A 12694-nucleotide genomic window follows, 5' to 3' on the forward strand; every position below is an offset into this window, starting at 1 on the left:
AGAGCGGCTCTCGGTCCGCGAGACCTTTGGTTTGCCGTCAGAAGCCGCCCATGAACGGCGAGGAAATCGCCTCTTCCCTCGTCATAGGGGTCTGACCTTCCACCACTTTTGCAAGCAAGCGGAACGAGCCTTGCGTTGCGCAATCCGGGGAGGCATGCTCGGCTCCGTCGTGCCGGAGATCGAGACCCCTTGAGGTGAGCTATGAATCTTCCGCAAGAGCCAGATCTTCTGATTGAGAAGGATGCGGACGGGGTTGTTCGTGAGTTGCGCCACCTGCAGACCCCGGCGGTGGCCGACCCTGACGTATCGGCGCAGCGAGCCGCGGTCGCGTATCTGAGGCTGGCGTCCCACCGCGATCGGCGTTTGCTGCCGCTCAGCGACAAGGATTTGGACCACCTCGACCACACGGCCGACTCAAACGGACCCGGGCGATCCGACAAATCAAGATTTCGATGGTCACGGCCGCGCGAGCTGAAGCGCAACGGCGATGTCGAGACGACGGTCGTCTGGTGTCGGCAAACAATTCCGATCAGGGTCAAGGGTATTGATTTCGTCCCCGATGTTCAGGGTGGCAGCATACGTCTCGTCGCACATCGCGGGCGGCAGACCGGCCGGTGGCAGATCACCAGCGCCCGATCAACGTTACTCATGCATGCCAATCTGTCGATCAAGCCGGGCTTCGCGGAAAGGGCATTTCGCGATTTCAATCCGGAGTGGGCCGACAGCCTTGGCGCGGAACAGCTCGCAGGCTGGCTCGGTCCTGCCCTAGGCTTTGTGCCGCCGGACGCGATCGCAGATGGACGACTCGTTGCGTATCATCGAAGCGAGCCCAGCACCGTGTACGAGAATGGCGGGCTTGGCTTGGCGGCCAGCGCCACGGTTTTCCTGCCGGTGGCGAGCGGCGGCTCGATTGCGCACCGGGTCCTTTTTGATCCTCTCGCGGCCAGGCTTATTCGCAAGACCCCAATCGCGTCGGCGTGTGCTGGGTATGCCTTCCTTAGTGATCCCTCCAGCAAGACAGGCGCGTTCGACATACGACCTGACAGCGGCGGCGCCACTCTCGACCAACAGCGCGACCCCGTTGCACTGCTTGACCTCGAACACGCCGGTGGCGGACAGCTCAGGCTGTCCGGTCCGCGGGTAACGGTCCGCAAGCCGGCTGCGCTCGGCGAGAAATACGATCCGCCGGAGCAGGTAGCCCCATTCGCCTTCTCGGCTCGAACGAATGAATTCGCTGCGGTCAGCGCCTACTGTCATTGCGATTCCATGATGCGGCTGATCCGCGGATTCGGCTTCGGCCTGCAAGATCACTTCCATGATGTCAGACTGCCTCTGACCGTCGACCATCGGGCCAAGCTCCTGGCGGGGCCCGGCGCACGTGACGGCCGCGGCATCAATGCCTACGTAACGCCGTTTCTGGGCGACACGGCACAGCGGCCCTGGAACGTCGCGATGCTGTTTGCGCTCGCAGATCTTTCGGACACCTGGAAGCACCCCTTGGGGCTCGTCGCCGACGTGCGCTTCGTATGGCACGAGTTCTGTCATGTCCTGATCCTTGCCGCGACCGGGTCCACCGAATTCGATTTCGCTCACAGCGCCGGCGACGCGCTCGGAGCGATTATGTGTGATCCGGCGTCGAAGCTCCCGAAGGCGTGGCGTGGGGTGACGTTCCCCTTTGTCCAGCTGCCGTTGCGGCGGCACGACCGCAAGGTCGAGCGAGGCTGGGGCTGGAGCGGTGCGCTCTATGAGAAACCCGCACCCACTTACGGCGCCCGTGATCCCGCCGGCTACAATTCCGAGCAGATCCTGTCGAGCACTCTGTTCCGGCTCTATCTCGCCGCGGGCGGTGATGCGGTTCTCAGCAATCCGGCACGCGAGCCGGACCTCGAGCGCCGCCGGGCGGCCGCATATTACACTGCTTACCTCATCGTCCGCGCCATAGCTTCGCTCGGGGCCGTTGAAACGGAGCCGACGGGCGAAGCGACCCAATTCGCGACCGCCCTCATGGACGCAGATGTCGGCACGCCGGATCTCGACTATGAGGGATCGACACGGCGCGGCGGAATGCTGCACAAGGTTGTCCGCTGGACTTTCGAGCAACAGGGTCTGTATCAGGCCTCTTCGCCCGGCCAAAACAAGCCGGGTAGCGCACCGCCGATCGATATTTACGTCGACGATGGACGCAAGGGAGAATACCACTACAGCGACACTTGGTCAGCGCTTCCCGAGGTTCTATGGGTCCAGCACAGCGAGGGCGACGGCGCGCCACATGAGGTGCCGCGCCCGGGCTACGTCAACTATGTCTACGTCATTCTCCGCAACCGCGGCGCCCAGCCGGCGAACGGTGCGACGGTCAGCGTGTTCGCGGCCACTGACGATGCTGCCGATGTCTGGGATACCGCATCGACCGGCTGGGAGCTGCTCGATGGCGACACGACGCAACGCGACGTACCCAATGGGGCCTCGGTGAAATTCGGCCCCTTCAGATGGACACCACAGGCCGGGAAGAGAAACACTTTGCTCGCTCGCGCGACGGGCGCAGGCGACCGCAGCAACATCGATACGGGGTCCACCCTGCCATGTGCTACCGGTCCCGTGGTCGTCGCGGATCTTGTCCGCGCCGACAACAATCTCGGTTATCGGGAGTGGACCCTTTCGTAGAGCCTGCGCCGGTCTGGACCGGCGTTGCCGCAAGATCGACCGTCATGACCTCCGGCAATGCCGCTTAGACCGGAGCGGGCGCGGGCGTTGGCTGGCTCCATTCCTTCTTGGCCTCCGCGAAAAGTTTCTTGATCTTGGAGGTGGCGGGCAGAGCCATGATCTTTGCCTTGCACTTTTCGGCAATGAACTTTCCTGCCTCAGTATCGCTTCGATAGTGCACCCCCGCTCGCTCGCGGTTCACTGCGACTCTTTCAGCAAGCCATTCGAGTTCACACTTGTAGGAACACGCGACCTCCTCCAGGAACAGAGACATGAGCCAGCTCTGCAAGGAATGACCGCTTGGAAATGAAGCATGTGCTGGGGGGCCGAAGGCCGGCAGCAAGCCTGGGCAGGCGTACGATGGCCGCGGTCGCTTGTAGTAGTCCTTGTAAAACGCCGCCACGATCTGGCCGATTCGGACGGCAAGATTCATGACCACCAGCGTATGGTGGTGCTCACCATTATTTGCCGCCATCAGGCTCACCCAGTATCCGGGCGCATTGTCATGCTGCGCAACGATTTCGCCCATGTAGCGCTCGCGATCGGTCTGCATGAGCAGCTGAAGTTGCATGATCTCGCAGGCCACAAAATCCTGATAGTCCGGCTTGCTCGGGTGCCAGGCGAGCAGGGTCGGCCGCTCCGCGGCGATGTCCGTGTAGATCGTGTCCCAATCGGTATCCCTTATGAACTCCGTGAGAGAAAGCAGACAAAGGACGTCGGGATCCGATGGGCCGACCCTGTCTTTCCAGCATTCCTTGAGCAGCAATTTCTCCGGAAAGCTCGGGTCCGTGTTCGGCCCGAGGTCGTACTGCAAGGTCAGGGGTCGGAAGCCGAGTTCGGGTGGTGTGGCACCGAAGGCCATCCCCATCCCCATGCCCATGCCCATGCCCATCCCCATACCCATACCCATACCCATCCCCATCCCCATACCCATCCCCATGCCCATACCCATGTCATCCTCCAGAGCTGTTCTGCGGGAACCTGTATCTTGTAGGAAGCCACCAAGATCTACGGCGCACTTATCGCGCCGTCAGCGAGGCAACCCAGCTTCAATCAATCGTTCAGCAAGTAGAGCGAGCCGGTCCGGCTGCTTGATCGGGTACCAACTGCAATATTTCTCAACCGAGAACGTGGGATCGATCCTCATGTGCGCGGCGCCAACTTCGCGCGCCCGCTCGAGAGAACCGGCGGCCACGAGGCTCGCGGCAAGAAGCCGCAGATTCGCGGCAAACTGCGGAGCAGCTGCCATGACCTTCGTGCCCCAATACACGGCATCGTCGAAGGTCTCATTGGTGTAGTGCGCGTTGGTGAGCGCCGACTGATAGAAATAGGCGTACGGATCGAGCGGCGACAGCGATATGCCGTAAGATGCGCGCGCCACGGCACGCGGTCCATCGCCGAGATAGCAGTATGTCGATGCGCTCAGGGACCACGCAATGGCGGAGTTGGGCGTTCCCCCGATTGCACGGTCGAAAGCATCGAGGGCGCGGTCATACGCGCCGAACAAGAACGAATTGATGTGACCGAAGATCGCGAGCGCCACTGGGTCCGACGGTTCGAACTCGAGCGCGCGCGCCGCAAGCCGCAATGCCTCACAGGAATCGGCTTTGAAGTCGGTGGAATGACCCTCGCCAATGTGCAGGATGTACCATTTTGCCATCAGGGCATAGGCCGTCGCATATTGCGGATCATGATCGAGGGCGAGTTCGAACAGGCTTCGCGCCGCAACCATGTCGTCATGACCGAGGCGATACAGGCGATACATGCCCTGCAGGACCAGGTCGTAAGCGTTCATGCTCTGCGGCGCCTTGCGCTCGGCATGCTGCAGCTCGGAGATATGGATATGCGGCAGGAGCGCGTATGCGATACTCGTTGCGATCTTCTCCTGCACATCGAACAGCTGGCCGATCGACGCCTCGTACTGATTGGTCCACAGCATGGACCTCGTATCGACATCGATCAACTCAACCCGCATCCGTAGTATCTCGCCGTTACGCTTGAGCGTTCCCGTGACGAGATACCGCACGCCAAGACGATGGCAAACGGCAGCAGGGTCGACCGTGGGGTCGGTGAACCCAAGTGTGGACGTGCTGGATACGACGAACAATTCGCGAATACCCGCCAGCGAGGCGACGATATCGTGGACGATTCCCTGCGCCAGATAGGCATCCGCCGCCTGAAGGCCGAGCATCTGCAGTGGCAATACCGCCACGGACGGCTTGAGCGAATGAGCCACCGAGATTGTTGGAGCTCGCAGGTCGTGGTGCGCAATCTTGAATGCCCGGATGCGCCGTTCGATATTCTTGAGCGTGAGGAATCCCAGGTCGGCGGCTTGGTAGCGCAGATGATACTTAACCTGATCGTGAATGGCTCCGGAAATCACGATCCCGCCCGGGCCGGCGAATTCCTGAAGCCGGGCTGTAATATTGACTCCGTCCCCATAGATGTCGTCACGCTCAGCGATGACGTCGCCAACATTTGCCGACATCCTTAACTGCAGCAGATTACCGCCGGCAGATGACGATTCCGCCAGATGGATCTGCGTGTCGAGTGCAAACCTGATTGCGTCAACCGGATTCCCGAACTCCAGCAGTAAGCCGTCACCGGTACTCTTGATTACCTCGCCAGCACATGAAGCGACGCGCGGCTCGATAATGTCCGATCGCATCGACATCCAGCGTTGATGCGTGCCCTCCTCGTCGCTTCCCATCAGCCGGGAATATCCGACGACATCGATGAAAATCGTAGCTGCGGTACGCCTTCTCGGTCGCCCTTGATCCGAGCCGTTGTCCGGGAACGTGTTGTCGGCTCTGATCATCATCACAGACGCAACAACTCTGGGGCAGCCACAACCATTGTGGCGCCGAAAGATTGTAGCAGACAAGGACAGTCAGGCAAATGCAAGGCGTGCTAGGCAGAGTCCCTCGGTTGAACCACACCAATCGCCTGAACCATTACGGAGAGCGGACCAAAAAGCCACGCTCCACAAGACGATGAGAACACCCGTTTGGCCCTTTACGCCCTGATATTGTTGTCCTTCACCACCTTGCCCCAATAGGCGACCTGCTTGTCGAAGAAGGACTTGAAGGCGGCGCCGTCCTGGAGCAGCAGCGTCATGTGCTGCGTCTCCTTCAGCTGGGTGGCGGTCGCGGGCTCGCTCAGGATCTCCTTGGACGCGGCCGCGAAGGCTGCGACGACGTCGGGCGGCGTGCCTGCGGGCGCGAAGATGCCCCACCAGGCCAGCGTCTCGAAATCGGGAAAGCCCGCCTCGATCGCGGTCTGAGTATCAGGCAGGGCCGCCAGCCGCTCGCGGCCGAGCTGCAGGATCGGACGCAGCATGTTGGTGCCGAGCTGGGCGGCGACCAGCGCCGCCGATCCCGCGATGAGATCGACATGGCCGCCGAGCACGTCGTTCATCGCCGGCCCGCCGCCGCGATAGGGCACGTGCGTGATCTCGACCCCGGCCTTGCTGCCGAGCACCGTCATGGCGAGATGGCCGAGCGTGCCGATGCCGACCGAGGCGTATTTCACCGCGCCCGGGCGCGCCTTGCAGGCGGCCACGACGTCGGCAAAGCTCTTGTAGGGGCGGTCGGCCCCGGCCGCGATCACGTAGGGCGCGGTGCCGATCAGCAGCACCGGCATCAGCTCGCGCTCGACATCCACCGGAGGCTTGTCGAGGATCGACGGGATCACCGCATGGGAATCGAACGTGACCAGGAAGGTCGAGCCGTCGGCCGGGCTCTTGGCGACCTGCGCCGCGCCCAGCGCCCCGGCGGCGCCCGATTTGTTCTCGACCAGGACGATGCGACCGAGCTTGGTTTGCAGGTTGCTTTGCAGCAGCCGCGCCATCGCGTCGGTCGAGCCGCCCGGCGGGAACGGCACGACCAGCGTGATCTTGCTCCCTTGCGCCATCGCCGGCGTCATTGCGAGAATGGCCGGCGCGGCCAGGAGCGTGCGTCGTGTGATCGTCATGGTCCCCTCCCTTTGATTTCAGCGCCTGGCTTTTTTTGCTCTTTGGCGCCGGAGCGTGATCCGGAAAAGCGTGCAGCGGCTTTCCGACAAGATCATGCTCAAAAAATAGCTTAAAGCGGGAAGCGCTTCAGCTCGTGCCGAAGCCCGACCCCGCTTTCTTGTATTCTGGCCGAGGCGGACTGAAAATGTCCAGCACCCGGGCCCCATCGGCGCCGGCGCGCATGGTGTGCGGCACGTTGCCAGGCGTGCGCCAGAAATCGCCCTTTTTCACCGGAATTTCCTCATCGCCCTGGACGCGGATGGCGGAGCCGTCCAGCAGCACGCCCCATTGCTCCTCGGGATGATGGTGCAGCGTGCCCTGCGCATGCGGCGCCAGCGTCACCACCGACAGCATCGCCTGCTCGCCGGAGAAGATGCGCGTGGTCACGCCGGCGGCGAGCTCGCGGAAGAGGCCGTCGCTGGGATCCTCGATGTTGTGGAATTCGTCCTTCTGGCTCACGCCATCCTCCTTCATTCTCGTTCGATCAGGACTTGCCGTAAGAGCCCTTGTAGCGGCCCTCGCGGATCGCCTTCAGGGTCTCCTCCTCGCGCGCGACCTGGGTCCGCACGGCCTGCAGCAGCGCCGCGGCCCCCGCGGCGGGAAACGACACCACGCCGTCCTCGTCGCCGACCACGATGTCGCCGGGCGCAATCACGCTGCCGCCGATCGACACAGGCACGTTGATCTCGCCCGGACCGTTCTTGTAGGGACCGCGATGGATCACGGCGCGGGCGTAGCAGGGAAAGTCGTCGGCCGCGAACGCGGCGACGTCGCGGATGGCGCCGTCGATCACGTAGCCTTCGGCCTTTCGCCATTGCGCGATGTTCTTCATGATCTCGCCGACCAGCGCCCGCGTCTCGTCGCCGCCGCCATCGACCACGATGACGTCGCCGGGGCCGACCAGTTCGAGCGCACGATGGATGGCGAGATTGTCGCCGGGACGGGTGCGCACGGTGAAGGCCGCGCCCACCAACTTGCCGCCGCGATGATAGGGTTTCAGCCCGACCGCGCCCGGCAGCCGGGCCAGATTGTCTGAAATGACCGAGGTCGGCGCATCCCGAAAACCCTCGATGATCTCGGCCGGCGGCTTCGGCACGCTGTTGGCGGCGATGGTGATCGTCATATTCTTGGATCCTTCCTTCTCACTCGGCGGGCACCCGCGCCTTCACCGGCCAAATCCGGAAAGCACGCCCTTCCTTCATCCACCCCGCGCGCTCGTCGCGCAACAAGGTTCTGCGAACCTTGCCCGAATCATCGCGAGGCGGGACGCTGACGAACTCGAAACTCTCGGGATGCTTGTAGCGGCTGAGCCGGTCCTTGAGGAAGTCGGCCATGCCGTCGGCGATGGCCTGGCCATTCGCATCGCCCTCCGGCTCGATGATGGCATGCACGCGCTGGCCCAATTCCGGATCGGGCAGTCCGACCACGACGCAGGAGCGCACCCCGGGAGCCGCCGAGACCGCGGCCTCGACCTCGGCCGGATAGATGTTGGCGCCGCCGCGCAGCACCATGTCAGCGAGGCGATCGCCGAGATAGAGATAGCCGTCTGCATCCAGCCGGCCGATATCGCCGAGCGATTCCCAGCCGTCGGCGCGGCGCTTCGGCTCGGCGCCGAGATAATGATAGGTGGCGTTCGCACCCTCGTTGTTGAGGAAGTAGATCTCGCCGGTCTCGCCCGGCGCGACGTCGTTGCCATCCTCGCCGATGATGCGCAGCTTCGCCATGTCGCCGATCTTGCCGACCGAGCCCTTGTGCGTCAGCCATTCGGTGCCGGAGATGATGCAGGCGCCCTGCCGCTCGGTGCCGCCGTAGAGCTCCCAGATCCGCTCGGGTCCGAGCCAGGCGATCAATTCTCCTTCAGCCACGGCGGCATCGGCGCGGCCATGTGGAAAACGGTCTGCAGGCTCGACAGGTCGTAAGAGTTGCGCACGTGCTCCGGCAGCGCCCAGATCCGATGCATCATGGTCGGCACGAAATTGACCCATTGCACGCGCTCGCGCTCGATCTGCCGCAGCGTCTCCTCCGCGTCGAACCTGGCAAGACCGGTGAGCTTGCCGCCGGTGAACAGCGCGTAGTGCGACACGATGAACGGCGCGTTGTGATAGAGCGGGCCGGGATTGAGCAGCGAGACTCCAAAGGGGATGTTGAGCGGCGGCGGCGCGACGGTGTCGGTCACCGCCGGATGATGATCGAGGATCACTTTTGGCCGCCCCGTCGAGCCGCCCGAGGTCATCGCCTTCCAGTAGCGTGCCACCGGGGGATTGAGCGGCTCGTCCGAAAATCCCTCCGGCACGAAATCCGCCGGCAAACGGTTCGGCGCGTTCCAGTCGGCTTCGCCGCCGACCACCAGCGCGGGCTTGAGGATGTCGAGCACCGCGGCGGCCTCGCCGCGCGGCAGCCGCCACGACAGCGAGGTCGGCGTTGCCCCGCACTTCCACACCGCGAACGAGGTCTCGAAGAACGCATTGCCGTTCGGCAGGCCGATCGCGACGAAATCGCCGGGCTTGACGCCCTTGGCCGCGAACGCCCGCGCGCGCCGGTTGGCGCCGCGCTCGAGCTCGTCCCATGTCAGCGTGTCCTGCCCGTGACGGACGGCGATCGTGCCATGTGGCTTGCGTTCAGCGTACCAGCGCGGCACGTCGGACAGGGGCAGCAGCATCGGGCGTTTCCATTTCGCGTTCTTGGTTCGTGTTATTTGGCGTCGCCTCAGGTGAGGCGCCCGCAAGGCGAAGTGTAGCAGCCGGCCAGCACGACGCTGTGACTCCTGCGCCACGTCAAGCACAAAATGTCAGCATCGCAGCCATGAAATTCCCGGGTTCCACGGGTGACAAGCCGGCGATAAAGAGGCAAAAATCCGACTCGACTCAGTTTGGGTTGAGTTTTGCAAGGAATGCTCTCGTAGAATGTCGTCCGTGATCGCATTGCGTCGTGCGGCGCAGTTTCCCGTAGCCGCAGCAGGATTTTTTCTGCTGACGCTGCCGCATGCCCAGGCACAATGGTGGAAGCGCGCGCCGGTCGATTTCGAGGAATGCGCCGACGCCGCCGAGAAGGCCGCGACGAAGGCCGAGAAGACATCCGCGCTTGCCGATTGCAACGCCAAGTTCGCCGGCCGCCGCAAGCCGGGCGGCGGCTATTCCTATTACGACTTCCTGCAGGACCGCACCTTCGACATCGCCGGCCCCAATCCGACGCCGGAGGAACAGAAGAAGATCGACGAAGCCTACACCGCTTACCTCGCCAGAGAGCGCCGCAACAACGAAGCGGCGCAAGCGACCGCGCGTCAGCAGCGCGAGCAGCAGGAGCAACAGGCGCGGCAGATCCAGCAGGTCGCATTGAGAACCGAGGTCGAGCGCGTGCCGATGCCGGTCGAGCGGCCGAAGGTGCAGCAGACCGTCGGCCAGCGCAAGGGCGCGCCCTGCGCCAAGGGCTCCTTCTCCTGCGAATGGCCGCGGCTGTCGGAAAGCTTGAACGACCTGAAGAAGCTGTTCAGCCCAACCCCGAGCAAGCCTGCGAAGAAGAGCTGAAGCCGCAGACTTGTAGGGTGGGCAAAGGCGCGCAGCGCCGTGCCCACTATCTCTCTCGGTCGCAAGAATACGTGGGCACGCTTCGCTTTGCCCACCCGACGAGAGCGTCGCACTTAGTTCGTGCGCTTCTTCTTGCGTTGCTTTGGCTTGGTCACCGGTGCATCCGCAGGCGCTATTGTCGCCGGCGCGCCACTGAGCGCCTTGCGGCTCTCCTGCAATCGGGCATCATAGCCGGGAGAGTTCTGGACTGTCGGCGGCCTTGCATGGACGAGCGTCGAGGCGCCGCAGAGCATCGCCAGCGCCAGTCCCATCATCCAGCAACGCTTCATCGCACTTCTCCTCGCGCTCAAGTCCCGCCGCGGATCTGCCGCGGCGTCAGGCGCGGCGGTCCGTTGCCGGCCGCCTCGGCCTCCCTGATCAGCGCAACAATACGGCGCATCAGCGGCACCTCGACATGGTTTTGCTCGGCGAGTGCGATCACGGCGCCCTGGAGATAGTCGATCTCCGTCTTGCGGCCCTGTTTCAGGTCCTGCCACATCGAGGAGCGCGCCTCGGGATCGATCTTGATGGTCCGCCTCAGGATCGCGCTGAAGATCGCATCCGGCAGCCGCAGCAAGGTCGGAGACCAGCTCATCGGGATCGGCGTCGAAGACACCGGCGTGATGCCGGCGGCCTTCAGCGCGGCAAGTCCCTCCGCCATCTGGTCGGCGAACAGCCTGCGCCAGTCGCGATGGGCCAATTGCGCGGCGAGCGGCATGTCGGAGAGCGCGCTGAGCGCGTTATTCAGATTGATGACCAGCTTGCCCCATTGCACGCCGGTGATGTCAGCGCTTGAGCGCACGGCGAGGCCGGGCACCGTGAGCGCAGCGGCCGTGTTCGCGGCGTCTTCGTCGATATGGATGTCGCCGGAGGTCGAGCGGTGGAAACGGCCCTCGCCCATCGCGATCACGTTGAACGGCACCATCCCGGCGAGCACGCGGCGGCCGCCGAGACGTTCGCGCAGCACCGCGACATTGCCGATACCGTTCTGGAGCGAGACGATGACGGCATCCTCGGGCGCATGCTGCGCAATCTGATCCGCGACGGCGTCGGTGTCGGCACTCTTCACCGTGACCAGCACGATGCCGGCACTGTGAAGATCGAGGGCTCCTCCGCCAGCGCCAGTTGCCCCGCGCCGAGCCTCTTCTCGGAGCCGTCGAAATCGGTCAGAAGCAGGCCGAACCGCTCGATCTCGGTCTTCACCCGCGGCCGCACCAATAGCGCGACACGGCGGCCGCCGGCCGCCAGCATGCCGCCGACGAAACAGCCGATGGCGCCGGCGCCGGCCACCACGATCGGTCGATCCGTCATCGCTGAGCTCGCTCCCTGAATGGCGAGCCTTCGATAGCAGAGGCAAAGCCCGCTGCCCATCGCGTCGCAGCTGCCTTGTAACGGTCATGACCGCCCCATATGTTTTCGCCCCGGGGGCAGTCAGCGGCGAGCGCTCGCCGAACGAGACGCCAAAGGAGAGCACCATGGGTCTACTCGACGTCCTCAACGGCATGCAGAACGGCCCGCGCGGCCCCTCTACGCCGAACACGGAGAAATCCTCCGGCGGCATGTCGCCGATGACCATGGCGCTGCTCGGCCTGCTCGCCTGGAAGGCGTTCAAGCACATGACCGCGAACCAGTCCGGTACGGCACCGCAGCCGTCGCCGACGCCGGCGCCCCCGCCGGTCAACACGAACACCGCCGACAGCGGCGGTCTTGGCGGTCTCGGAGGCCTGCTCAAAGGCGGGCTCGGCGGCCTGCTCGCAGGCGGCGCCGCCGGCACCGTGCTCAGCGGCGGCCTCGGCGACCTTCTCAACCAGCTGCAGCAGGGCGGCCATGGCGACGCCGCGAAGTCCTGGGTCGGCAAGGGCGAGAACAAGCCGATCGCGCCAGGCGATCTCGCCAGCGCGCTCGGCGCCGACCAGATCGACAGCCTGTCCGCCCAAAGCGGCCTGCCGCGCGAGGAGCTGCTCAACGGCCTCAGCCAATATCTGCCGCAGGTGGTCGATCATCTGACGCCGGATGGACGGCTGCCGACCGAGGACGAGCTCTCGGGCAGGATTTAATCAGACCTCGATCGACGCGGTTTCGGGAAGGGGAGCACAGTCATGAGCATGGGCGGCCTGTTGTGGATCATCGTCGTCGGCTTCATTGCCGGCCTCATCGCGCGCTGGCTGGCGCCGGGGCCGAACAATCCGAGCGGCTTCATCCTCACCACCATCCTCGGCATCGCCGGCGCGTTTATCGCCACCTGGATCGGCCAGGCTATCGGCCATTACAGTCCCGACCAGGGCGCCGGCTTCATCACCGCGACCATCGGCGCGGTGGTGGTGCTGTTCATCTGGAATCGGCTGGTGGCGAGCGGCGTCATCAAGGGGTAGCTTGCTGTCATTCCGGGGCGCGCAAAGCGCGAACCCGGAAGCTCGAG

Annotated in this window: 10 protein-coding genes and 2 pseudogenes; 4 read left to right on the forward strand and 8 right to left on the reverse strand. The window is 64.1% G+C overall.

Annotated elements, in window-relative coordinates; all coding sequences use genetic code 11:
* Positions 1–201 precede the first annotated feature (201 nt).
* Entirely contained in the window at positions 202–2661 is a 2460-nt protein-coding gene (locus tag ACETMP_RS20420; protein WP_375157592.1) for a hypothetical protein, read from the forward strand.
* A gap of 64 nt (positions 2662–2725) precedes the next feature.
* Here the strand turns inward: ACETMP_RS20420 and ACETMP_RS20425 are convergent, their stop codons facing one another.
* The 6 genes and pseudogenes from ACETMP_RS20425 to ACETMP_RS20450 all read right to left on the reverse strand — a co-directional run bounded on the left by ACETMP_RS20425 (position 2726) and on the right by ACETMP_RS20450 (position 9371).
* Complete coding sequence (locus ACETMP_RS20425; RefSeq protein ID WP_375157593.1) at positions 2726–3652, reverse strand: phosphatase PAP2 family protein; 927 nt, start codon at positions 3650–3652, stop codon at positions 2726–2728.
* A 78-nt stretch (positions 3653–3730) separates the two neighbouring features.
* Positions 3731–5521, reverse strand: coding sequence for an adenylate/guanylate cyclase domain-containing protein (locus ACETMP_RS20430; protein ID WP_375157594.1), 1791 nt, complete (start codon positions 5519–5521; stop codon positions 3731–3733).
* Positions 5522–5715: 194 nt separating this feature from the next.
* A complete protein-coding gene (locus ACETMP_RS20435; RefSeq protein ID WP_375157595.1) occupies positions 5716–6672 on the reverse strand; it encodes a tripartite tricarboxylate transporter substrate-binding protein in 957 nt (318 codons plus the stop codon).
* A gap of 127 nt (positions 6673–6799) precedes the next feature.
* Entirely contained in the window at positions 6800–7171 is a 372-nt protein-coding gene (locus ACETMP_RS20440) for a dimethylsulfonioproprionate lyase family protein (RefSeq protein ID WP_375157596.1), read from the reverse strand.
* Positions 7172–7196: 25 nt separating this feature from the next.
* On the reverse strand, positions 7197–7835 hold the full coding sequence (locus ACETMP_RS20445) for an RraA family protein (protein ID WP_375157597.1): 639 nt from the start codon (positions 7833–7835) through the stop codon (positions 7197–7199).
* Positions 7836–7854: 19 nt separating this feature from the next.
* Positions 7855–9371 (reverse strand): annotated as a pseudogene (locus ACETMP_RS20450) (AMP-binding protein).
* 244 nt (positions 9372–9615) lie between these two features.
* On the opposite strand from ACETMP_RS20450, the gene ACETMP_RS20455 reads away from it, so the two are divergent.
* Positions 9616–10236, forward strand: a complete 621-nt coding sequence (locus ACETMP_RS20455; protein WP_375157598.1) for a hypothetical protein — start codon at positions 9616–9618, stop codon at positions 10234–10236.
* A gap of 113 nt (positions 10237–10349) precedes the next feature.
* Here the strand turns inward: ACETMP_RS20455 and ACETMP_RS20460 are convergent, their stop codons facing one another.
* Positions 10350–10565 carry a hypothetical protein gene (locus ACETMP_RS20460; RefSeq protein ID WP_375157599.1) on the reverse strand — a complete coding sequence of 72 codons (216 nt, stop codon included), beginning with the start codon at positions 10563–10565 and terminating at the stop codon, positions 10350–10352.
* Positions 10566–10582: 17 nt separating this feature from the next.
* Positions 10583–11586, reverse strand: a pseudogene (locus ACETMP_RS20465) (2-dehydropantoate 2-reductase).
* 164 nt (positions 11587–11750) lie between these two features.
* On the opposite strand from ACETMP_RS20465, the gene ACETMP_RS20470 reads away from it, so the two are divergent.
* Together ACETMP_RS20470 and ACETMP_RS20475 are read left to right on the forward strand one after the other, a co-directional pair.
* Positions 11751–12332: a YidB family protein gene (locus ACETMP_RS20470; protein WP_375157600.1), complete on the forward strand. Its 582-nt coding sequence runs from the start codon at positions 11751–11753 to the stop codon at positions 12330–12332.
* Between the two features lie 42 nt (positions 12333–12374).
* A complete protein-coding gene (locus ACETMP_RS20475) occupies positions 12375–12647 on the forward strand; it encodes a GlsB/YeaQ/YmgE family stress response membrane protein (RefSeq protein WP_375157601.1) in 273 nt (90 codons plus the stop codon).
* Positions 12648–12694: the final 47 nt, after the last annotated feature.

Origin of the sequence: Bradyrhizobium dasycarpum, from assembly GCF_042019905.1 — a bacterium.
Classification (GTDB): domain Bacteria; phylum Pseudomonadota; class Alphaproteobacteria; order Rhizobiales; family Xanthobacteraceae; genus Bradyrhizobium; species Bradyrhizobium japonicum_B.

What these genes read in the sequence shown, in the direction of transcription:
- ACETMP_RS20420 (WP_375157592.1), top strand. Translation starts at nt 202, where the DNA reads ATGAATCTTCCGCAAGAGCCAGATCTTCTGATTGAGAAGGATGCGGAC.
- ACETMP_RS20425 (WP_375157593.1), bottom strand. Translation starts at nt 3,652, where the DNA reads ATGGGTATGGGCATGGGGATGGGTATGGGGATGGGGATGGGTATGGGT.
- ACETMP_RS20430 (WP_375157594.1), bottom strand. Translation starts at nt 5,521, where the DNA reads ATGATGATCAGAGCCGACAACACGTTCCCGGACAACGGCTCGGATCAA.
- ACETMP_RS20435 (WP_375157595.1), bottom strand. Translation starts at nt 6,672, where the DNA reads ATGACGATCACACGACGCACGCTCCTGGCCGCGCCGGCCATTCTCGCA.
- ACETMP_RS20445 (WP_375157597.1), bottom strand. Translation starts at nt 7,835, where the DNA reads ATGACGATCACCATCGCCGCCAACAGCGTGCCGAAGCCGCCGGCCGAG.
- ACETMP_RS20455 (WP_375157598.1), top strand. Translation starts at nt 9,616, where the DNA reads ATGTCGTCCGTGATCGCATTGCGTCGTGCGGCGCAGTTTCCCGTAGCC.
- ACETMP_RS20460 (WP_375157599.1), bottom strand. Translation starts at nt 10,565, where the DNA reads ATGAAGCGTTGCTGGATGATGGGACTGGCGCTGGCGATGCTCTGCGGC.
- ACETMP_RS20470 (WP_375157600.1), top strand. Translation starts at nt 11,751, where the DNA reads ATGGGTCTACTCGACGTCCTCAACGGCATGCAGAACGGCCCGCGCGGC.
- ACETMP_RS20475 (WP_375157601.1), top strand. Translation starts at nt 12,375, where the DNA reads ATGAGCATGGGCGGCCTGTTGTGGATCATCGTCGTCGGCTTCATTGCC.